At 56.5% G+C, this 19,740-nt stretch carries 22 protein-coding genes; 14 read left to right on the top strand and 8 right to left on the bottom strand.

Going from position 1 to position 19,740, the window contains the following annotated elements; all coding sequences use genetic code 11:
* Position 1: 1 nt before the first annotated feature.
* Together LC417_RS18135 and crp are read right to left on the bottom strand one after the other, a co-directional pair.
* Positions 2–2,077, bottom strand: coding sequence for a YccS/YhfK family putative transporter (locus LC417_RS18135; RefSeq protein ID WP_010253083.1), 2,076 nt, complete (start codon positions 2,075–2,077; stop codon positions 2–4).
* A 57-nt stretch (positions 2,078–2,134) separates the two neighbouring features.
* Positions 2,135–2,767 (bottom strand): cAMP-activated global transcriptional regulator CRP, encoded by a 633-nt coding sequence (crp, locus tag LC417_RS18130; RefSeq protein ID WP_003852956.1) that lies wholly within the window; start codon positions 2,765–2,767, stop codon positions 2,135–2,137.
* 303 nt (positions 2,768–3,070) lie between these two features.
* Between crp and LC417_RS18125 the strand changes: the two genes are divergently transcribed.
* Complete coding sequence (locus LC417_RS18125) at positions 3,071–3,475, top strand: OsmC family protein (RefSeq protein WP_010253071.1); 405 nt, start codon at positions 3,071–3,073, stop codon at positions 3,473–3,475.
* A gap of 343 nt (positions 3,476–3,818) precedes the next feature.
* Here LC417_RS18125 and LC417_RS18120 read toward each other — a convergent pair whose 3' ends face one another.
* The 3 genes from LC417_RS18120 to LC417_RS18110 all read right to left on the bottom strand — a co-directional run bounded on the left by LC417_RS18120 (position 3,819) and on the right by LC417_RS18110 (position 5,989).
* A complete protein-coding gene (locus LC417_RS18120) occupies positions 3,819–4,688 on the bottom strand; it encodes a phosphoribulokinase (protein ID WP_010253068.1) in 870 nt (289 codons plus the stop codon).
* Positions 4,689–4,749: 61 nt separating this feature from the next.
* Positions 4,750–4,968: a YheU family protein gene (locus tag LC417_RS18115; protein ID WP_010253066.1), complete on the bottom strand. Its 219-nt coding sequence runs from the start codon at positions 4,966–4,968 to the stop codon at positions 4,750–4,752.
* A gap of 4 nt (positions 4,969–4,972) precedes the next feature.
* Entirely contained in the window at positions 4,973–5,989 is a 1,017-nt protein-coding gene (locus tag LC417_RS18110) for a hydrolase (RefSeq protein ID WP_031593717.1), read from the bottom strand.
* 57 nt (positions 5,990–6,046) lie between these two features.
* Here LC417_RS18110 and LC417_RS18105 point away from each other — a divergent pair, with 57 nt between their 5' ends.
* Positions 6,047–6,649 carry a LysE family translocator gene (locus LC417_RS18105; protein WP_010671578.1) on the top strand — a complete coding sequence of 201 codons (603 nt, stop codon included), beginning with the start codon at positions 6,047–6,049 and terminating at the stop codon, positions 6,647–6,649.
* A 1-nt stretch (position 6,650) separates the two neighbouring features.
* Here the strand turns inward: LC417_RS18105 and LC417_RS18100 are convergent, their stop codons facing one another.
* Positions 6,651–7,631 carry a LacI family DNA-binding transcriptional regulator gene (locus tag LC417_RS18100; RefSeq protein WP_031593718.1) on the bottom strand — a complete coding sequence of 327 codons (981 nt, stop codon included), beginning with the start codon at positions 7,629–7,631 and terminating at the stop codon, positions 6,651–6,653.
* A gap of 236 nt (positions 7,632–7,867) precedes the next feature.
* Between LC417_RS18100 and tauA the strand changes: the two genes are divergently transcribed.
* Genes tauA through tauD form a run of 4 tightly spaced genes read left to right on the top strand, consistent with a single transcriptional unit; the run spans position 7,868 to position 11,282 of the window.
* Positions 7,868–8,845 (top strand): taurine ABC transporter substrate-binding protein, encoded by a 978-nt coding sequence (tauA, locus tag LC417_RS18095; protein ID WP_223566206.1) that lies wholly within the window; start codon positions 7,868–7,870, stop codon positions 8,843–8,845.
* Positions 8,846–8,854: 9 nt separating this feature from the next.
* Entirely contained in the window at positions 8,855–9,622 is a 768-nt protein-coding gene (gene tauB, locus LC417_RS18090; RefSeq protein WP_010253049.1) for a taurine ABC transporter ATP-binding subunit, read from the top strand.
* The gene (gene tauC / locus LC417_RS18085) at positions 9,619–10,446 is read left to right on the top strand and encodes a taurine ABC transporter permease TauC (protein WP_010253046.1); all 828 of its coding nucleotides are present in this window, start codon (positions 9,619–9,621) and stop codon (positions 10,444–10,446) included. Before tauB ends, tauC begins: the two co-directional genes overlap by 4 nt.
* A complete protein-coding gene (gene tauD, locus LC417_RS18080; RefSeq protein ID WP_033785674.1) occupies positions 10,443–11,282 on the top strand; it encodes a taurine dioxygenase in 840 nt (279 codons plus the stop codon). Before tauC ends, tauD begins: the two co-directional genes overlap by 4 nt.
* A 32-nt stretch (positions 11,283–11,314) precedes the next feature.
* Here the strand turns inward: tauD and LC417_RS18075 are convergent, their stop codons facing one another.
* A complete protein-coding gene (locus LC417_RS18075) occupies positions 11,315–13,219 on the bottom strand; it encodes an ABC transporter ATP-binding protein (protein ID WP_010671582.1) in 1,905 nt (634 codons plus the stop codon).
* 112 nt (positions 13,220–13,331) lie between these two features.
* Here LC417_RS18075 and kefG point away from each other — a divergent pair, with 112 nt between their 5' ends.
* The 4 genes from kefG (at position 13,332) to slyD (ending at position 16,671) form a co-directional block, all read left to right on the top strand.
* Complete coding sequence (gene kefG / locus LC417_RS18070) at positions 13,332–13,883, top strand: glutathione-regulated potassium-efflux system ancillary protein KefG (RefSeq protein WP_010253037.1); 552 nt, start codon at positions 13,332–13,334, stop codon at positions 13,881–13,883.
* Entirely contained in the window at positions 13,884–15,689 is a 1,806-nt protein-coding gene (kefB, locus tag LC417_RS18065) for a glutathione-regulated potassium-efflux system protein KefB (protein ID WP_010253035.1), read from the top strand. It begins immediately after the preceding gene.
* Between the two features lie 23 nt (positions 15,690–15,712).
* A complete protein-coding gene (locus LC417_RS18060; RefSeq protein WP_010253033.1) occupies positions 15,713–15,907 on the top strand; it encodes a YheV family putative zinc ribbon protein in 195 nt (64 codons plus the stop codon).
* 197 nt (positions 15,908–16,104) lie between these two features.
* Positions 16,105–16,671 carry a peptidylprolyl isomerase gene (gene slyD, locus LC417_RS18055; protein WP_010671583.1) on the top strand — a complete coding sequence of 189 codons (567 nt, stop codon included), beginning with the start codon at positions 16,105–16,107 and terminating at the stop codon, positions 16,669–16,671.
* Between the two features lie 95 nt (positions 16,672–16,766).
* Here the strand turns inward: slyD and LC417_RS18050 are convergent, their stop codons facing one another.
* Positions 16,767–16,985, bottom strand: a complete 219-nt coding sequence (locus LC417_RS18050) for a SlyX family protein (RefSeq protein ID WP_010253031.1) — start codon at positions 16,983–16,985, stop codon at positions 16,767–16,769.
* A 269-nt stretch (positions 16,986–17,254) separates the two neighbouring features.
* Here LC417_RS18050 and fkpA point away from each other — a divergent pair, with 269 nt between their 5' ends.
* The 4 genes from fkpA (at position 17,255) to tusC (ending at position 19,734) form a co-directional block, all read left to right on the top strand.
* Positions 17,255–18,100, top strand: coding sequence for an FKBP-type peptidyl-prolyl cis-trans isomerase (gene fkpA / locus LC417_RS18045; protein WP_010253030.1), 846 nt, complete (start codon positions 17,255–17,257; stop codon positions 18,098–18,100).
* 166 nt (positions 18,101–18,266) lie between these two features.
* Complete coding sequence (locus LC417_RS18040; protein ID WP_010253029.1) at positions 18,267–18,989, top strand: transcriptional regulator; 723 nt, start codon at positions 18,267–18,269, stop codon at positions 18,987–18,989.
* Entirely contained in the window at positions 18,989–19,375 is a 387-nt protein-coding gene (tusD, locus tag LC417_RS18035) for a sulfurtransferase complex subunit TusD (RefSeq protein WP_010671584.1), read from the top strand. The genes LC417_RS18040 and tusD overlap by 1 nt, the downstream gene beginning before the upstream one ends.
* Positions 19,375–19,734: a sulfurtransferase complex subunit TusC gene (gene tusC, locus LC417_RS18030; RefSeq protein ID WP_010253027.1), complete on the top strand. Its 360-nt coding sequence runs from the start codon at positions 19,375–19,377 to the stop codon at positions 19,732–19,734. Before tusD ends, tusC begins: the two co-directional genes overlap by 1 nt.
* The last annotated feature ends 6 nt before the right edge of the window (positions 19,735–19,740 follow it).

Raw genomic sequence — 19,740 nt, 5'->3', positions numbered from 1 at the left:
CTTAGTTTTTACGTAAGCGTCTGATCAGCCAGCGGCCATGTTGCGGCCGCTGGTTCCACGCCAGCGATGAAATGGTGTACATCACGCTCAGATGGTCGAGAATGCGCCGCACATGCTGCTCCACCACCGTGATCGGTCCCTCACTGATGTTCTCCAGCTCATCCAGCAGGTTAACCTGTGAGCTTTCACCATCATATTCCAGCCGCTGCTGACACCGCTGCAGCGCGATTTCACAGGATTGCAGGTAACGCTCAGCCAGCGAGGCAGTGAGCATGGTGTGCTCCCGCGCCAGAATCGTCATGGCGTTGATATGCTCGACGATAAACTGACTGTGCGTGACCCAGAGCCGCATATCACTCAGATAGCGGGAGTTGAACGCGGGTTCCTGCATCGCCTGATTCAGTGAGTTAAACAGCGCATTGTGTGCCTGATTGACCTTCACGCGCTGATAAGCCAGTTTCTCTGGTGACTGTTCGTCACCCAGCAACAGCCGTAGCGCATCCTGATAGGTTTCCAGTGCGTCATGGGCGTTCTGCCGCAGCAAGCCGCTCTGCCACTGCGGCCACAGCCAGAGCATCCCGCCAAAGGCGATCAGACAACCCATCAGCGTATCCATGAGTCGCGGCAGCAGAAACTGCGCGCCATTCAGCGACAGCAACTGCAGCGAGTAAACCGCCGTGACCGTAAAGCCAATCATCGACCAGCCATAAAACTGGCGGGTAAAGCGATAGCTGATAAAAGTAATTGCCAGCATGATCAGCAGCACCAGCGACTCCGGCACCGCCATGCGCAGCGTGGCGGCCGCGATCACCAGACCGGCAAAAGTGCCCAGCGCCCGGTGCTGAATGCGGACACGGGTAGCGCTGTAGCCGTTCTGGCTGACGAACATGATGGTCATCAGGATCCAGTAGGGTTTGGGGATGTTGAAGAACAGCGCCAGCGCGCTGCCCAGCATCAGCATCACCGCAAAGCGGCCGGCAGTGCGCAGGGCCGATGAGCGAAACGAGAGATAACTGCGCAGTGCCGGTAACAGCGGCAGACGGCGCTGGCGGTCAGCCATCAGATCGCGCTGATAAAGGGGTTTCTGGGTGCGCAGGACCCGCGCGATGCGGTTGAAGTGGTAAAGGCAGAAGTTACCCACCGGATTGTCGGGATGCTGATGGGCGATTTTCTCCAGCGCGCCGAGCTGTTTATCCATCGCAAAGCGATCGGGTAGCTGGTGATAGAGAATGTTATCCGCCAGCACCCGCAACCGGGCCGAGATGGTTTTGGCATTCCAGCGGATCACCGCTTCGGCGTGGCTCTGTTCGACCAGCTTCTGCACCTCTTCCGGCCGATGCAGGCTGACCGAGATATGTTCCTGCAGATCCAGCGCCACCTGAAAGGCGCGCGTCAGCCGTTTATGGCTGTGATCGCGGCTTGCCGACAGCATATGCATCTGCTGATAACAGGTGTTAATCAGATCGACCACTTTCTGCTGACGAGCCAGCAGCGGCGGCAGCGCCTTTTCCGGATCGGTCAGCTGCGTCAGCAGGGTATATTTTGCGTCGCAGTAGTTAGCCAGCTCGCGGTAGATCAGGCTCAGGCTTTCGCGCATTGGCTGCTCTTTCCACAGCCAGAACCAGAACCAGTTAAAGAGCCCGTACCATAGCGTGCCGCCGATATAGAGCAGCGGGGGAACATAGATTGGCATGCGGCCAATCAGGCTCAGGGTAAAGATGGCGGCAATCAGGGTGCCGGGCAGCAAACGGCCATGCAGCGGGCTGATCTCCCCGGTAACGCCGAGCAATAAGGGCATAGCAAACAGGATCAGCGGCAGCGGAATAGCATGCAGGGTGAGCCACTGCATCAGAAAGCTGCCGAGGGCAAACAGGCTGCCGCCAACAATCAGGCGTTTGAAGAAGCGTTTATGCGGGGTATCCAGACCGGCGATGTTGCAGCAGGCGGGCACTAATGAGAACAGCAGACCTTTTTGCAGGTCGCCAGCCAACCAGCCCAGCGCCACCGGCAGACAGAGCACCAGCGTTTGCCGCAAGGCGTAGTTAACTTCAGGATGGTAAATAATTCGACGCCACATCGGCCCAACACAAACAATAACGGCGTGATGTTGCCATCACGCCGTGGGTGACAGGAATTAGCGGGTGCCGTAAACGACGATGGTTTTGCCGTGTGCGGAGATCAGGTTCTGATCTTCCAGCATCTTCAAAATACGGCCCACGGTTTCACGTGAACAACCAACAATCTGGCCAATTTCCTGACGAGTGATTTTAATTTGCATGCCGTCGGGATGCGTCATGGCATCTGGCTGCTTCGCCAGGTTGAGCAGGGTCTGTGCAATGCGTCCGGTTACGTCGAGGAAAGCGAGGTTACCCACTTTTTCAGACGTCACCTGCAGGCGACGCGCCATCTGCGATGAGAGTCGCATCAGGATGTCAGGGTTAACCTGGATCAGCTGACGGAATTTCTTGTAAGAAATTTCCGCCACTTCGCACGCGCTTTTCGCACGTACCCAGGCGCTGCGCTCCTGGCCTTCTTCGAACAGGCCAAGTTCACCAATAAAATCGCCCTGATTCAGGTAGGAAAGAATCATCTCTTTGCCTTCTTCATCTTTAATCAGAACCGCAACGGAACCTTTCACGATGTAGTAAAGCGTTTCTGCTTTTTCACCTTGGTGAATCAGCGTACTTTTGGATGGATACTTGTGAATATGGCAATGGGACAGGAACCATTCGAGTGTAGGGTCTGTTTGCGGTTTGCCGAGAACCATTCGCTATTATCCTCTGTTGTAATCGTGCCCAAAATACAGGGGGCAGTTTTCCCTGTCAGGCGGTGAAAGCTTCAAGCGTTTCCATTTCAGGAAATTATTCGGGCCGCATCAGGCGCAGTGCGCATCATCCTTCCCGGCTTCGTCATCGGGTGACGAAAAATATTTTCAGCACTGTTTGTAGCACAGCTTTTGCCGACTGTCTTCTGTTGTCTCGCTTCAGCTACGGGCGGATTTCTCTGGATTGCTGTTTACCAGGCGAAAGCGTACTCTGGCGACAAAACAGCGTATTCCGGAGCAAAAATCATGCAGGCAAGAGTGAAATGGGTAGAAGGGCTGACATTCCTCGGAGAATCCTCATCCGGCCATCAGATACTGATGGATGGAAATTCGGGTGATAAAGCGCCCAGCCCAATGGAGATGGTGCTGATGGCGGCGGGCGGATGCAGCGCGATTGACGTGGTATCAATTCTGCAAAAAGGCCGAAACGATGTGGCTGATTGTGAAGTAAAACTGACCTCAGAACGTCGTGAAGAGGCGCCGCGAATCTTTACGCACATCAACCTGCATTTTATCGTGAGTGGCAAAGCCCTCCAGGATAAAGCGGTCTCACGCGCTGTTGATCTTTCTGCTGAAAAATATTGCTCTGTGGCCATCATGCTGGGTAAAGGCGTCAACATTACCCATAGCTATGAAGTGATCGAACTTTAGTAGCCGCAGGGGTTATTGCAGACCTGCTAACTTCACTTCCAGTATCTGATGCAGGTTGCTTTAGGACTGTGCCTGGGCCGGGAATCCGCTTTGATACTGTGCCTGCGTATTGAACAGGGTCAGAGCGGTTTGTGTCGGTCCGCTGTCAGACTGTGCCTGCGCTGGGAACCGGGTCAGATCGGAAAGTCGCTTAAGCCAATCCCTGGCCGCTCGGCCCGCGCCGTCCCTGGCGCGGGACGCTTTCCTCTTCTGACCCGGTTCCCTGCGTGTTAAGCTTTTTCGCTGCTGTCAGATTCATCCTGCATTGGCATTGGCATTAGTCTGGAAAGGCCCTTTTGGCCTCTTACTCTATTCGCTTACCTTCCATCAGCCGCTTCACCAGCGGACCCATGATCAACTCCATCGCCAGACCCATTTTGCCGCCAGGCACTACCAGCGTATTGATGTGCGAGATAAACGAGCCCTGCAGCATCGCCAGCAGGTAGGGGAGGTCGATATCTTCCAGCGCCTGGAAGTGGATCACCACAAAGCTCTCATCCAGTGACGGAATAGCGCGGGCAGCGAACGGGTTTGAGGTATCGACCGTCGGGACGCGCTGAAAGTTGAGGTGAGTGCGTGAGAACTGTGGTGTGATGAAGTTGATGTAATCTTCCATCGAGCGCACCACCGAATCCATGACCGCTTCACGTGAATGGCCGCGCTCGCCAGTGTCGCGCACCAGCTTCTGAATCCACTCCAGGTTCACAATCGGCACCACGCCAACCAGCAGATCAACCTGTTCTGCTACGTTGTGCTGCGCCGTTACCACGCCGCCGTGCAGCCCTTCGTAGAAGAGAATATCGGTGTTCTGCGGCAGCGGTTGCCACGGCGTAAAGGTGCCGGGCACCTGATTCCACGGCACCGCTTCATCGTAGGTGTGCAGATATTTACGCGACTGGCCCTGTCCGCTCTGACCATACTCTTTAAAGCTCTGCTCCAGCAGGCCAAAGTCATTGGCTTCCGGGCCGAAGTAGCTGACATGACGTCCTAAATCGCGCGCCTTACGAATCGCCATATCCATTTCAGGACGGGTAAAGCGGTGAAAGCTGTCACCCTCCAGCTCCGCCGCATGAAGATCGAGCTGCTGAAAGATTTTGCGAAACGCCACGCTGGTGGTGGTGGTCCCTGCGCCGCTGGAACCAGTCACCGCGATAATGGGATGACGTGCAGACATAGAAAAGCTCCCTGTGAGGTCGGGCAATAGGCATTGTTAACACGAAATGCCGTTGGGTGCATCAGCCACGAAATTCTTTGCGCGGCATGATATTGACCGATTCGTGCAGTTCCGACCACACCAGTACCACTTCACCCGTTTCCAGCTGACGTCGCACATCGGCCACCTTGTCGATCAGGCTGCGTTCCTGCTCGCCATAGTCCGTGCCTTCGCGCAGCACAAAGGTTTCAATCAGATTTTCAAGGGTCTCAGGTGAGACCTGTTGCCAGGGAATAATCACGAGTTCAGTTATCCAGAAAAGGGGCGATCCACTGGGGGATACGCTGTTCCAGCCACATTTCAGGCTGGCGTAATGTCCCACCAACAAAACCTACATGGCCGCCGTGTGGTGTCAGTTGATAAGTAATAGTGGCAGATAATTGGCTGCTGTGCGGGATCACCTCATCACTCATAAAAGGATCATCTTTGGCGTGAATGATCAGCAGCGGTTTCTCTGCGTGCTTCAGCCAGGGCATGGCGCTGGCACGATGATAGTAATCGGCCGCATCCAGAAAACCGTGGGCGCGGGCGGTAATGGCATCATCAAAGTCGCGCAGTCGCCGTAGCGCTTTCAGCTGCGCCAGATTGACCGGCAGCGTATCCGGCCAGGCGTGCAGTTTGCGGCGGGCATTTTTCTTGAGCTGCGCCAGCAAATAGTATTGATAGACGCGTGAGAAGCCGCGTTCCAGTTTTACGCTACAGGGCTCCAGCAGCAGCGGAGCGGAGACAATGACGCCCGCGTCTACCTCAGCGGCTGCGCCCTGCTGGCCCAGCAGGCAGCCCAGCATGTTACCGCCCAGCGAGAAACCCACCGCCGCGGTGGGTACGCGGCCCCAGCGGGTGCGCAGCCAGTGCAGAAAAAAACGGGCATCTTCGGTTTCGCCAGAGTGATAGATGCGGTTGAGCCGATTCGGTTCGCCGCTGCAGCCGCGAAAATGCATCACCACCGCCAGCCAGCCGCGCGCGCGGCAGATCGCCATCAGTCCATGAATATAGGGGCTGTGAAAACTGCCCTCCAGCCCATGAAACAGCACCACGCGCGGTTTATGCTGCGCGAACTGCGGATCTTCACTCCAGGCGAGATCGACGAAGTCGCCATCCGGCAGGTCGAGACGCTGCCAGTGGGGATCGCCCGTGATACGACGACGTAGCAGGCGCGGCAGCAGGGTCTGCAGGTGCGCATTACGCAGACTCTCAGGAGGCGTGAAGTGCTCGTTTTCCGGTCCGGTAAATTTCATGTGGTAAAAGCTTGTCTGTTCCATATCACACTGTTAGCTTCGATAAGTTTTTTCTTGCAGGGTAAGGAGTACCCGATTGCCATGGAACTGAGTCTTTTCTTATCAATGTTGGGATTTCTTTGGGTCGCGGCCATTACGCCCGGGCCTAATAATATGTTACTCACCGCCTCGGGCGCTAATTTTGGCTTTATGCGCACCATTCCGCTGATGATTGGCATCATGATCGGAATGCAGGTGATGCTGCTGATGGTGGCCTTTGGCGTCGGCGGGCTGATCCTGCTCTATCCTTCGCTGCACCTGGTGCTGAAAATCGCCGGTAGCCTCTATCTGCTCTGGCTGGCATGGAAAATCGCTACTGCCAGTTATGAGAAGCTGGAAACCGATCAGGCGCCGGATGCGCCGATGCCCTTCTGGCAGGGCGGCTTGTTGCAGTTGATCAATCCCAAGGCCTGGCTGATGGCGCTGGGCGCGGTCGCCAGCTTCAGCCTGGCCGGTGACGCGTATCGCCATTCAGTGATGGCGATAAGCATCGGCATGTTTCTGGTTAATCTGGTATCGGGTGTTATCTGGATGGGATTTGGTGCGATGATCGGCCGCATTCTGCGCAGCCGTCGCGCCTGGAAAATCTTTAACCTCGCCATGGGGCTGCTGACCGCCGCCTGCGTGCTGTTAATCTGGCACTAAGTTAGCTGGATGCGCGTTCAACGCGCGTCCACGGCAGCACCTCGCGGATGACTGGCGCATTAGCATTGCGGATCTTCTGCAGCAGCAATTGCACGCTACGCGCGCCCAGCTGGTTCATCGGCTGCTCGATGGTCGTCAGCGGTGGATTCAGGCTGCGGGTAAACGACACGCCATCAAACCCGACCACCGCCAGATCTTCCGGCACGCGCAGACCCGCTTCCAGCGCCGCATGCACCACGCCTACCGCCAGTACATCTGAAACCGCAAACACCGCATCCGGCGGTTCCGGCAGCGCCATCAACTCCCTCAGCCCCTGACTGCCCGCCTCACAGGAGATTTCGTAAGTGTAAGAGACGCCGGACCACGCATACCCCAGCTCCTCAATCGCCTGCCGGTAGCCCTTTTCACGATGATGTGAGTAAAGGTAACGCATGTCGCCATTGATCAGCCCGATGCGTTTACGCCCTTTACCGGCAAGGTAATGGACGGTGTCGCGCGCGGCTTCAAGGTGATCAATGCTGACCGAGGAGGCGGGGATATCCGGATCAAATTCGCAGCACTGCACCCAGGGCGCCCCGGCAATGAGCGCCTGCAAATCCTGTAAACCGGAGGCCGCATCCATCGTAATCACGCCATCCACCACTTTTCCGGTCAGCAGGGAGAGATAGGCGGCTTCACGCTGGAGCTGCGAGGCGGAGTTACAGAGCAGGATGTGATAGCCGTGCAGTTCCGCTTCGGCCTCGATGCCCTGAACCACGCGTGAACAGAAGGGATTGGTGATATCCGAGATCAGCACCAGCAGCATGTTGCTTTGCGACGTACGCAGCTGACGCGCCAGTAAGTTGGGCTGATAGTCGCAGGCAGAGATTGCCGCCAGAACTTTCTCACGCGTATCGGGCTTCACGCCGGGATGCGCGTTGAGAACCCGCGATACCGTGGCTTTGGAGACGCCAGCCAGCTGAGCGACTTTCTCGATCGACATCGGATTCAGAAACCTTAACAGGCAATAATTGGGAACGCATATGAATAGCACAGGGACAATGTGAGCGCCTGACATTTTTGCTTACTTTAGCTATTTTCAGCATTTGCGATTTTTAACTTTGTTTTGCAGATAGTGATCTAAGAACTTATTTCTATTAGGGATAATTTTTAATTCCTTTATGAAACTATAGCGTGCAGAGACACTGCCTCCACTATAAAAACGGTGGGGTAGTGATCATGGCAGCAACACGTTTAACTTTTTTAGCCGCAGCGCTGGCGCTGCTGGCGTTTCGGGCTGATGCGGTCAATGTCACCGTGGCTTACCAGACCTCGGCTGAGCCGGCGAAAGTGGCGCAGGCTGACAACAGCTTTGCGAAAGAGAGCGGGGCCAGCGTTGACTGGCGCAAGTTTGACAGCGGCGCCGGGGTATTACGTGCGATGGCGTCCGGTGACGTCCAGATTGGCAATATCGGTTCCAGCCCGTTAGCGGTCGCGGCGGCGCAGAAGCTGCCGATTGAAGCCTTTTTACTCGCCTCTCAGCTGGGCAACTCTGAAGCGCTGGTGGTGAAGAAGAACATCACTACGCCCAAAGATTTAATTGGCAAACGCATCGCGGTGCCGTTCATCTCTACCACCCACTACAGCCTGCTGGCTGCGCTGAAACACTGGGGCATCAAACCGTCACAGGTACAGCTGGTCAATCTGCAGCCGCCAGCGATTATTGCTGCCTGGCAGCGTGGCGACATTGATGGCGCTTACGTCTGGGCACCGGCGGTTAATGAGCTGGAAAAAGAGGGCAAGGTGTTAACCGACTCTGCGGAAGTGGGAAGCTGGGGATCGCCGACGCTGGATGTCTGGGTGGTACGCAAAGATTTTGCTCAGCAGCATCCGGAGATCGTGACTGCTTTTGCCCGCAGCGCGCTTGACGCGCAGCAGGCCTACCTGAACAGCCCCGACAGCTGGCTGAAGCAGTCCGATAACCTCAGCAAACTCTCTCGCCTCAGCGGTGTGCCGGAAGCACAGGTGCCCGGTCTGGTGAAGGGCAATACCTATCTCACGGCGCAGAAGCAGGTTGAGCAACTGGGCAAACCGGTCAATAAAGCGATCGTCGATACCGCGCAGTTTCTGAAAGCACAGGGCCGGGTGCCGCAGGCGGATAACGACTACAGCAGCTATGTGACCTCCCGTTTCGTCGAGCCATTAGTTAAACCTTAAGGAGGCACTATGCTGCGCATCGCTCACCTTAATGCCCGTTATGCCGGACAGCCGGTGTTGCAGGATATCAATCTGCAGCTGGATAGCCATGAACTGCTGGTGGTGCTCGGCCCCTCCGGCTGCGGCAAAACCACACTGCTCAATCTGGTTGCCGGTTTCCTGCCGGTGGAGTCGGGCAGCATCACGCTGGATAACCAGCCGGTGACCGGGCCTGGTGCGGAGCGCGGCGTGGTATTTCAGCATGAAGGATTACTGCCGTGGCGCAATGTGCTGGATAACGTCGCCTTTGGCCTGCAGCTGGCGGGGATGTCACGCCCGGATCGCGACACGATTGCCCGCCGGTTAATCAGACAGGTGGGGCTGGAGGGCGCGGAAAAGCGCGCCATCTGGCAGTTGTCCGGCGGTCAGCGTCAGCGGGTGGGCATTGCGCGCGCGCTGGCCACCGATCCACAACTGCTGTTGCTGGATGAGCCTTTCGGCGCACTGGATGCCTTTACCCGCGAGCAGATGCAAACCCTGCTGCTGACGCTATGGCGCGACAGCGGTAAACAGATTCTGTTGATTACGCACGACATAGAAGAGGCGATTTTCCTGGCCAGCGAACTGATTCTGCTGTCGCCAGGACCGGGCCGCATCGTTGAGCGGCTGCGTCCTGGCTTTGGCCAGCGCTTTGCCGCAGGGGAGTCGTGCCGCAGTATCAAATCCGATCCGCAGTTTATCGCCCAGCGCGAGTATGTGCTGAGCCGGGTATTTGATCAGAGGGAGGCGTTTGCATGAGTGCACTCATCAATGACAAGTCTCTGCCGGTGCGCCGTCGTTTGCGCTGGCCGTTTTCAACCGCCTTTACGCTGAGCATGCTGAGTCTCTCTCTGCTGTTGCTGCTCTGGTGGGGCGTGACCGCGCTGGGCCTGATTGCCCCGCTGTTCCTGCCGTCGCCGCAGCAGGTGTTAAGCAAGCTGCTGCTGATTGCCAGCGCGCAGGGCTTTATGGATGCCACGCTGTGGCAGCATCTGGCCGCCAGCCTGACACGAATGCTGATTGCGCTGACTGCCGCTGCCGCCATCGGTATTCCGGTAGGGATCCTGATGGGCCTCAGCCCGGTCGCTCGCGGGTTGCTCGATCCTCTGATTGAACTCTATCGTCCGATTCCGCCACTCGCCTATCTGCCATTAATGGTGATCTGGTTCGGCATTGGAGAGACCTCGAAAATCCTGCTGATCTATCTGGCGATTTTCGCGCCGGTGACGCTCTCCACCCTGGCCGGCGTGCGTAACACGCAGCAGGTCCGACTGCGTGCGGCGCGCTCGCTGGGGGCTAACCGCTGGCAACTGCTGCGCTGGGTGATTCTGCCAGGCGCGTTGCCGGAGATCCTCACCGGTCTGCGCATCGGTCTGGGGGTTGGCTGGTCAACGCTGGTGGCCGCTGAGCTGATTGCCGCCACGCGGGGTCTGGGTTTTATGGTGCAGTCAGCAGGAGAATTCCTCGCCACCGATGTGGTGCTGGCGGGTATCGCGGTAATCGCCTTTATTGCTTTTAGCTTAGAACTCGGGCTCCGCGCGTTGCAGCGCCGTCTGACGCCCTGGAGTGGAGAACAATCATGAACGAACGTCTCAGTTTTACCCCGCTTGGCCCGTACATTGGCGCGCAGGTCTCAAACCTGGATGTGTCTCGCCCATTGAGTGATGCTCAGTTTGAGCAGCTTTATCATGGCCTGCTGCGTCATCAGGTGCTGTTTCTGCGTGACCAGAAAATAACGCCGGAACAGCACCGCGCGCTGGCAATCCGCTTTGGCGATCTGCACATCCATCCGGTCTATCCGCATGCGGAAGGCGTCGAGGAGATTATCGTGCTGGATACCCATCAGGATAATCCGCCGGATAATGACAACTGGCATACCGATGTCACCTTTATTGATACGCCGCCAGCGATCGCCTTGCTGGCCTCGAAGGTGTTACCGGAGTCGGGGGGTGACACGCTCTGGACCAGCGGCATTGCGGCTTACGAAGCGCTCTCTGAACCCTTTAAGCAGCTGCTGGCAGGTCTCCATGCCGAGCATGATTTCAAAAAGTCATTCCAGGAGTATAAGTACCGCAAAACCGAGGACGAGCATCAGCGCTGGCAGCAGGCGGTAGCAAAACATCCGCCGGTGCAGCATCCGGTCATCCGCACCCATCCGGTCAGCGGCAAAAAAGCGCTGTTTGTGAATGAGGGCTTTACCACGCGGATCGTCGATTTAAGCGAGAAAGAGAGTGATGCGGTGCTGGGCTTTCTGTTTGCGCACGCCACCAAACCGGAGTTTCAGGTGCGCTGGCGCTGGCAGCCAGACGATCTGGCTATCTGGGATAATCGGGTCACGCAGCATTATGCCAATGCTGATTACTATCCTGCCCGGCGCATTATGCAGCGGGCAACGGTGCTGGGCGATAAACCCCGTTAAAAGAGAATCTCCCCGCTCGCGGGGAGATTTTTTTATGAGGCCATAATCTGTTCGAGCTGTTCCTGCGCTTCCAGCCACGCCATCTCCACCTCTTCCAGCGCAGATTTGCTCTCCGCCTGACGCTGCAGCGCGGTGGTCAGGTCCGCTTTACGGCTCTGTTCATAGATAGCGCTGTCTGAGAGCTGAGCTTCGGCTTCGGCCAGCTGGCTCTGCCATTTGCTCATCTGCTTTTCCAGCTTCTCTATCTCTTTGCGCAGCGGCTGCGTCTGGGTGCGCAGTTCAGCATCACGACGCTTCTGGTCTTTACGCGCCTGGGCACTGTTGCCGTTATCCTGCTTCGGCGCGGCATCCTGTTGCGCCTGCTGCTTCTGCAGATCGCTCAGCCACTTCTGGTAATCTTCGAGATCGCCTTCAAACACATCCACTTTGCCATCATGCACCAGATAGAGATCGTCTGTGGTCGCGCGCAGCAGATGTCGGTCGTGCGATACCACGACCAGCGCACCTTCGAAGTCGATCAACGCTTCGGTCAGCGCCTGGCGCATATCGAGATCGAGGTGGTTGGTGGGTTCATCCAGCAGCAGCAGGTTAGGGCGCTGCCAGACAATCAGCGCCAGCACCAGTCGCGCTTTCTCTCCGCCGGAGAAGCGCTCAGTGATTTCAGTGACTTTATCGCCGCGGAAATCGAAGCCGCCCAGATAGTCGCGCAGCTGCTGTTCCAGCACCTCAGGCGCAATACGCGACAGATGCTGCAGCGGTGACTCATCGGCTCGCAGATACTCCAGCTGATGCTGGGCGAAGTAACCGAGCTTGATCCCTTTCGCCAGACCCATCTTGCCGTCCATCGCCTCCAGCTCACCCGCCAGCAGCTTAATCAGGGTCGATTTACCGGCACCGTTACGTCCCAGCAGGCCGATGCGCGAGCCGGGGACCAGGTTGAGCTTGATGGCGTCGAGAATAATACGATCGCCATAACCCGCGGTGACCTTCTCCATCTTCATCAGTGGATTAGGCAGGTTCTCCGGCTTGCGGAAAGTGAAGCTGAATGGATTATCGACATGGGCGGGCGCAATCATCTCCATGCGCTCCAGCATCTTGATGCGGCTCTGCGCCTGCTTCGCCTTGGTGGCTTGGGCACGGAAGCGATCAATGTAGCTGTGCAGGTGCGCCACTTTCTCCTGCTGGCTCTCATACAGCGACTGCTGCTGAGCCAGTTTGGCGACGCGCTGCCGCTCAAAGGAGCTGTAGTTGCCGGTATATTCGAACATCGACTCCTGTTCGATATGAATAATTTTGTCGATGACGGGATCGAGGAAGTCACGATCGTGCGAAATCAGAATCAGCGTGCCTTCATAACTCTTCAGCCAGCGCTCCAGCCAGATCACCGCATCGAGATCGAGGTGGTTGGTCGGTTCATCCAGCAGCAGCAGATCGGAACGGCAAATCAGCGCCTGTGCCAGGTTGAGGCGCATGCGCCAGCCACCCGAGAAGTCGCTGACCGGGCGTTGCAGCTGTTCCTGACTGAAGCCCAGACCATGCAGCAGGCTTGAGGCGCGCGCATGGATGCTCCACGCCTGCACCGCGTCCAGCTTGCCATGCAGCAGCGCGATGGCATTGCCATCGTCACGCAGATTGGCGTCCGCCAGTTCTGCTTCAAGCTGGCGAAACTGGCGATCGCCATCAATCACGTACTCCAGCGCGGCTTTATCCAGCGCAGGGGTTTCCTGATTCACCCAGGCCAGCGCCCAGTGAGTGGGGAAAGTGACGGTACCGGCATCGCTGGTGATTTCACCTTTTAACAGCGACAGCAGCGTGGATTTTCCACAGCCGTTTTTACCCACCAGCCCGACCTTCTGGCCGGGATTAATGGTGGCGGTGGCATTGTCGAGCAGGACGCGGATGCCGCGGCGAATTTGTAAGGCTGAGAAGACAATCATGTAAGCGCCGTATCGTCAGAATATGTTAATTTACTGGCAACATAATGAGATTTTGCTGCGTCGTGCATGGTAGCGGAAAACCGCACCAATGACGACGCTTTGGAGGGAAAGGATGTCGCAGCCACCCAGGGTTTTGCTGCTTTATGCTCATCCGGAATCACAGGATTCGATCGCCAATCGGATTCTGCTGCAGCCGGCTCAGGCACTGGAACACGTTACCGTGCACGATCTGTACGCAACCTATCCGGATTTTTTTATCGATATTCACCATGAACAACAGCTGCTGCGTGAACATGATGTCATCATTTTTCAGCATCCGCTCTATACCTATAGCTGTCCGGCGCTGCTGAAAGAGTGGCTGGACAGAGTTCTGTCGCGCGGTTTCGCCAATGGCGTGGATGGCAATGCGCTGGAAGGAAAGTACTGGCGCAGCGTCGTCACCACCGGAGAACCGGAAAGTGCCTTCAGACATCAGGGTCTGAACCGCTATTCGCTCAATGACATTATGCGTCCTTTTGAGCTGACCGCGCAGATGTGCCGTATGCACTGGATGCCGCCGATGATCGTCTACTGGGCGCGTCGTCAGAGTCCTGAATTAATGAAAAATTACGCCCGCGCCTATGGCGACTGGCTGGCGGCACCGCTGCCGAATGGAGGGGTATAGATGGAAGGGCAAACGCTGCTGACCGCCGGGGTGATTTATCTGGTCGCGGCGGTATTGATTGTACCGGTGGCGGCTCGCCTCGGTATTGGTGCAGTTCTGGGCTATCTGGTGGCGGGTATCGCTATCGGCCCGTGGGGATTAGGCTTTATCAGCGACGTCGACGAGATTCTGCACTTCTCTGAGCTCGGCGTGGTGTTCCTGATGTTTATTATCGGGCTGGAGCTGAACCCGGCAAAGCTGTGGGCGCTGCGCCGCTCCATTTTTGGCGTCGGCGCGGCGCAGGTGATCTTCTCAGCGGCGATTCTGGGCGGCTTATTATGGCTGACCAACTTTAGCTGGCAGGCGGCGATCATTGGCGGGATTGGTCTGGCGATGTCCTCGACCGCTATGGCCCTGCAGCTGATGATGGATAAAGGCATGAACCGCAGCGAAGCGGGGCAACTGGGCTTTTCGGTGTTGCTGTTTCAGGATATCGCGGTGATCCCAGCCCTGGCGCTGATCCCGCTGCTGGCCGGAACCGACAGCGGTCATATCGACTGGATGAAGGTCGGCATGAAAGTACTGGCGTTTGCCGGCATGCTGGTAGGCGGACGCTATCTGCTGCGGCCTATCTTCCGTTACATCGCTGCGTCGGGCGTGCGCGAAGTCTTTACCGCCGCTTCGCTGCTGCTGGTGCTGGGCTCCGCGCTGTTTATGGATGCGCTGGGTCTGTCGATGGCGCTGGGGACCTTTATTGCCGGGATCCTGCTGGCGGAGAGCGAGTACCGGCATGAGCTGGAAGTCGCCATCGACCCGTTTAAAGGTTTACTGCTGGGCCTGTTCTTTATTTCGGTTGGCATGGCGCTCAACCTCGGTGTGCTCTATACCCATATTGTGACCATCCTGCTGGGTGTCGTGACGCTGGTGGCGGTGAAAACGCTGGTGCTCTATCTGCTGGCGCGCATTTATGGCTTGCGCAGCTCTGAGCGGCAGCAGTTCGCTGGCGTACTGAGTCAGGGGGGCGAGTTCGCCTTTGTGCTCTTTTCCGCGGCCTCCTCGGCAAAGCTGTTCTCTGGCGATCAACTGCCGATGCTGCTGGTGACGGTAACCCTGTCGATGATGACCACGCCGCTGTTGATGAAGGGAATCGATCGTCTGCTGGCACGCCGCTTCAATGAGCCGGATGACGAGGCAGAGAAACACTTTGTCGAAGACGATCAGCCGCAGGTGATTGTGGTGGGCTTTGGTCGCTTCGGGCAGGTCGTGGGGCGTTTGCTGATGGCGAATAACAAACGCATCACCGTGCTTGAGCGCGATATCAGTGCAGTCAGTCTGATGCGGAAATATGGCTATAAGGTCTATTACGGCGACGCCACCGAACTGGAGTTGCTGCGGGCCGCCGGTGCGGCCAGCGCTCAGGCGATTGTGATCACCTGTAACGAGCCCGAAGATGTGATGACGATTGTACATCTGTGCCAGCAGCATTTTCCGCAGTTGCAGATTCAGGCGCGCGCCCGGGGCCGTGTAGAAGCGCATGAACTGCTTCAGGCGGGCGTCACGCAGTTCTCGCGTGAGACCTTCTCCAGTGCGCTGGAGCTGGGACGTAAAACGCTGATGACGCTGGGGATGCATCCGCATCAGGCGCACCGCGCCCAGCAGTATTTCCGCCATCTTGATATGCGGATGCTGCGCGAGCTGATGCCCAATCTCTCTGAAAGCGCGCAGGCTTCGCGCGTCCGTGAAGCGCGGCGTGAACTGGAAGATATCTTCCAGCGCGAAATGCAGCGCGAAAAGCGGCAGATCGACGGCTGGGACGATGATGAATAACCTCTTTAAACAGGCAGAAGCTAATGCGTAAACGTTTTATTGCTGGTGCGACATGCCCGCACTGCCAGGAGAAGGACACGCTGGCAATGTGGCGTGAAAATAATGTCGATGTGGTGGAGTGCGTGAAGTGTGGTCACCAGATGCGTGAGGCCGATAAGCAGGCGCGCGATCAGGTTCGCACCAATGAGCAGGTTATCGGTATTTTTCATCCTGAGTAGCGGAATGGCGCAGCTTTTTTTACGCCTGGACTTACAGCGGGATTGAATTCCGTTACAATTGTCGCCATTAACGCTGTAGTCGCAAGAGAAAGTGAAAACCCTCTTGTACTCAGCCCCGAACCTTTCTGGTTGGTGTTATTGCACGAAAGAATAGACCAATGAGACGGGATCTCAGCTCTCAACGGTTAGGAGATATCATGAAAGTAGCAAAAGACCTGGTGGTAAGCCTGGCCTATCAGGTACGTACAGAAGACGGCGTGTTAGTTGACGAGTCACCGGTGAGTGCACCGTTAGACTACCTGCACGGTCATGGTTCCCTGATTTCTGGTCTGGAAAATGCGCTGGAAAACCACATTGCCGGCGACAAGTTTGACGTGCATATCCCGGCAAACGATGCCTACGGTCAGTATGACGATAACCTGGTGCAGCGCGTTCCTAAAGACGTCTTCATGGGCGTTGACGAACTGCAGGTTGGCATGCGCTTCCTGGCAGAAACCGATCAGGGCCCGGTACCGGTAGAAATCACCGAAGTGGAAGATGATCACGTCGTGGTTGATGGTAACCACATGCTGGCGGGTCAGAACCTGAACTTCAACGTTGAAGTGGTTGCTATCCGCGAAGCCACGCCGGAAGAACTGGCTCATGGCCACGTTCACGGTGCAGATGGCCATCATCATGACCACGATCACGGCCATGATCACGACCACGACCATGATCAGGGTAAAGGCGGTTGTGGCACTGGCGGCTGCGGCTGCAGCCACTAAGTCTCAACAGACCTTTCAAGGCCACCCTCGGGTGGCCTTTCTTTTGTCGCGTATTCTGGTTCTGCCCGGGTAAGCCGGGGCCAGATAGCCCGCGATCAGTAGTGCGGTGGTGGCGTCTCTTCAGATTGTGAGGCGACGATCGATGGCGCATTCGCTTTGAGCTTGTCGGTTAAAATGCGCATCTGCTCACGCATCTTATTCATCTCCAGCTCGTGCTGAACGACCGCGCTGTTCAGCTGATCGATAGTCATCTCCTGAAAGGCCAGTTTGCTCTCCAGCGTCTCCAGACGCTGTTCCCACTCAGATTGTTGCATGACCTGTTCCTCTGTTAAGGTGCGACTCGGGGCGTGATTCTACGATCTGAATGCCAGGAATCACCTGTTTTTTTCACGCCCGGAGGCGTTGCGCTTGAAAAAAGGCAGCGCGGCATCATCTCTGATGAAACTTCCCGATGTTATAAAGGTCGGAGGTTAACCGGGTAATTACATTGTGGGAGTGTTCGACACTGCCACGTAAAGTTATAGTGTGGACCCTGAAGTCCGCAATGTTTCCCGAGGTTAGACGCTTCGGTTTTGGAGAATGGATGAAATCACTGTTTAAAGTCACATTGTTAGCTACCACCATGGCTGTTGCGCTGAATGCTCCGCTGGCAATGGCGGCAGATACCGCTGCGGCGCCACAGGCTGCACCAGCCGCCGCGCCACAGTCTGCGCCTCAGGCACCGAAAAATGCTGCCTTCAAAGATGAAGACCAGCAGTCTGCCTACGCGCTGGGTGCTTCGCTGGGTCGCTACATGGACAACTCCCTGAAGGAGCAGGAAAAACTGGGCATCAAACTGGATAAGCAGCAGCTGATCGCTGGTGTTCAGGATGCATTTGGTGGCAAGAGCAAACTCTCTGATGAAGAGATTGAGCAGACGCTGCAATCCTTTGAAGGCCGCGTGAAAGGCGCAGCCTCAGCGAAAATGGAAAAAGATGCGAAAGAGAACTCTGAAAAGGGCGAAGCTTACGCAACCAAATTTGCTAAAGAGAGCGGCGTGAAGAAAACCGAAAGCGGCCTGCTGTATAAAGTTGAGAAAGAGGGTACCGGCGACGCACCTAAAGACAGCGACACTGTAGTGGTAAACTACAAAGGGACGCTGATTGACGGTACTGAATTCGACAACTCTTATACCCGTGGCGAGCCACTTTCATTCCGTCTGGATGGTGTCATCCCGGGCTGGACTGAAGGTCTGAAGCACGTGAAGAAAGGCGGTAAGATCAAGCTGGTGATCCCACCAAATCTGGCTTACGGCAAAAATGGCGTTCCGGGCATCCCGGCTAACTCCACCCTGGTATTTGATGTCGAGCTGCTTGATATCAAACCAGCGCCAAAGGCAGATGAAAAAGCACAGGCTCCTGCGCCTGCTGCTGCAGAAAAAGCGCAGTAATCTGCTGACCGCCGCCTCCGGGCGGCGGTTTCATTTCGGCTTCACGACAAACCTCTGGCATAAGCCGACGACATTTGCCAGACTAATGCCTGCCTAATTATCCCAATATTGAGTCTGCCCATAAGCCGCTGTGACAGGCTCCAGCCATTCAGGGTGATACTCTTCAATGTCTAATCCATTCAATCCGGGTGAACTGAGCGACTTCGATCTTCTGGAGCAGCGCCCGTTCGAACAAAGTGATTACGATATTCTGAAATCGTACGAGGCTGTCGTGGATGGCCTGGCGATGTTGATCGGTTCGCATTGTGAAATTGTCCTGCATTCGCTTGAAGATCTTAAGTGTTCGGCCGTGCGTATCGCTAATGGTGAACACACTGGACGTAAAGTCGGTTCGCCTATTACCGATTTAGCCCTGCGTATGCTGCATGATATGCATGGTGCGGACAGTAATGTCTCCCGTGCTTACTTCACACGTGCTAAAAGCGGCGTACTGATGAAATCAGTCACGATTGCGATTCGTAACCGTCAGCAACGGGTCATTGGCTTGCTCTGCATCAACATGAACCTTGATGTGCCGTTCTCACAGATCATGTCGACCTTTATGCCGCCCGAGATGCAGCAGGTTGACTCCAACGTCAACTTCGCCAGTTCGGTAGACGATCTGGTGATGCAGACGCTGGAGTTCACCATTGAAGAGGTGAGTGCTGACCGTAATGTATCGAACAACGCCAAGAATCGTCAGATTGTGCTGAACCTGTATGAGAAGGGGATCTTCGACATCAAGGATGCCATCAACCAGGTGGCCGATCGGCTGAATATTTCCAAACACACCGTCTATCTCTACATCCGTCAGTTCAAAAATGGCGACTTCCAGGGGCAGGAGCGGTAATGCGTTACACCCTGCTGGTCACCGGCCCGGCTTACGGTACGCAACAGGCGACCAGTGCCTGGCTGTTTGCCTGCGCACTGCTGACGGCAGGCCATCAGCTTGACAGTGTTTTCTTCTATCGCGAAGGGGTGCTGAACGCTAACCAACTGACGTCGCCCGCCAGTGATGAGTTTGATCTGGTGCGCGCATGGCAGACATTGCATCAGGAGCAGGGTGTGGCACTGAATATTTGTGTGGCGGCCGCGCTGCGTCGTGGCGTCAGCGACCAGCAGGAAGCGGCACGACTCCAGCTGGCGGGCAGTAACCTGCAGCCGGGCTTTACCCTGAGCGGGCTGGGCGCGCTGGCGGAAGCGGCGCTGAGCTGTGAACGCATGGTGCAGTTCTGATGAATCGGGTCGCGTTTGTCTTTACCCGGGCGCCGCACGGCAGCAGCGCAGGACGTGAGGGGCTGGATGCCGCGCTGGCCACGGGCGCGCTCAGTGAGGATATCGGCCTGTTTTTTATCGGTGATGGCGTGCTGCAGCTTAATCTGCACCAGCAACCTGAGACGATTAAGAGCCGTCACTATGCCGCGACCTTTGGCGTGCTGGCACTGTATGAGATTGAACACTGCTATCTCTGCCGGACATCGCTGATAGCGCGTGGATTAGAGGTTGACGCTGACCGGTTGCTGGATGTTACGCTACTGGACGCGCCGGCACTGCGACAGACGCTGGCCAGCTACGATCGCATTCTTACTTTTTAAGAGACG

It is taken from the genome of Pantoea sp. OVA07A (genome assembly GCF_019969975.1).
Classification (GTDB): domain Bacteria; phylum Pseudomonadota; class Gammaproteobacteria; order Enterobacterales; family Enterobacteriaceae; genus Pantoea; species Pantoea agglomerans.
Note: the sequence above shows the minus strand (reverse complement) of the source record. Positions and strands in the feature narration are given on the sequence as shown.

What these genes read in the sequence shown, in the direction of transcription:
- LC417_RS18110 (WP_031593717.1), bottom strand. Translation starts at nt 5,989, where the DNA reads ATGGAACAGACAAGCTTTTACCACATGAAATTTACCGGACCGGAAAAC.
- LC417_RS18100 (WP_031593718.1), bottom strand. Translation starts at nt 7,631, where the DNA reads ATGTCGATCGAGAAAGTCGCTCAGCTGGCTGGCGTCTCCAAAGCCACG.
- LC417_RS18105 (WP_010671578.1), top strand. Translation starts at nt 6,047, where the DNA reads ATGGAACTGAGTCTTTTCTTATCAATGTTGGGATTTCTTTGGGTCGCG.
- slyD (WP_010671583.1), top strand. Translation starts at nt 16,105, where the DNA reads ATGAAAGTAGCAAAAGACCTGGTGGTAAGCCTGGCCTATCAGGTACGT.
- tusD (WP_010671584.1), top strand. Translation starts at nt 18,989, where the DNA reads ATGCGTTACACCCTGCTGGTCACCGGCCCGGCTTACGGTACGCAACAG.
- crp (WP_003852956.1), bottom strand. Translation starts at nt 2,767, where the DNA reads ATGGTTCTCGGCAAACCGCAAACAGACCCTACACTCGAATGGTTCCTG.
- LC417_RS18075 (WP_010671582.1), bottom strand. Translation starts at nt 13,219, where the DNA reads ATGATTGTCTTCTCAGCCTTACAAATTCGCCGCGGCATCCGCGTCCTG.
- tauC (WP_010253046.1), top strand. Translation starts at nt 9,619, where the DNA reads ATGAGTGCACTCATCAATGACAAGTCTCTGCCGGTGCGCCGTCGTTTG.
- kefB (WP_010253035.1), top strand. Translation starts at nt 13,884, where the DNA reads ATGGAAGGGCAAACGCTGCTGACCGCCGGGGTGATTTATCTGGTCGCG.
- tauB (WP_010253049.1), top strand. Translation starts at nt 8,855, where the DNA reads ATGCTGCGCATCGCTCACCTTAATGCCCGTTATGCCGGACAGCCGGTG.
- LC417_RS18135 (WP_010253083.1), bottom strand. Translation starts at nt 2,077, where the DNA reads ATGTGGCGTCGAATTATTTACCATCCTGAAGTTAACTACGCCTTGCGG.
- tauD (WP_033785674.1), top strand. Translation starts at nt 10,443, where the DNA reads ATGAACGAACGTCTCAGTTTTACCCCGCTTGGCCCGTACATTGGCGCG.
- tusC (WP_010253027.1), top strand. Translation starts at nt 19,375, where the DNA reads ATGAATCGGGTCGCGTTTGTCTTTACCCGGGCGCCGCACGGCAGCAGC.
- LC417_RS18060 (WP_010253033.1), top strand. Translation starts at nt 15,713, where the DNA reads ATGCGTAAACGTTTTATTGCTGGTGCGACATGCCCGCACTGCCAGGAG.
- LC417_RS18040 (WP_010253029.1), top strand. Translation starts at nt 18,267, where the DNA reads ATGTCTAATCCATTCAATCCGGGTGAACTGAGCGACTTCGATCTTCTG.
- fkpA (WP_010253030.1), top strand. Translation starts at nt 17,255, where the DNA reads ATGAAATCACTGTTTAAAGTCACATTGTTAGCTACCACCATGGCTGTT.
- tauA (WP_223566206.1), top strand. Translation starts at nt 7,868, where the DNA reads ATGGCAGCAACACGTTTAACTTTTTTAGCCGCAGCGCTGGCGCTGCTG.
- kefG (WP_010253037.1), top strand. Translation starts at nt 13,332, where the DNA reads ATGTCGCAGCCACCCAGGGTTTTGCTGCTTTATGCTCATCCGGAATCA.
- LC417_RS18050 (WP_010253031.1), bottom strand. Translation starts at nt 16,985, where the DNA reads ATGCAACAATCTGAGTGGGAACAGCGTCTGGAGACGCTGGAGAGCAAA.
- LC417_RS18125 (WP_010253071.1), top strand. Translation starts at nt 3,071, where the DNA reads ATGCAGGCAAGAGTGAAATGGGTAGAAGGGCTGACATTCCTCGGAGAA.
- LC417_RS18120 (WP_010253068.1), bottom strand. Translation starts at nt 4,688, where the DNA reads ATGTCTGCACGTCATCCCATTATCGCGGTGACTGGTTCCAGCGGCGCA.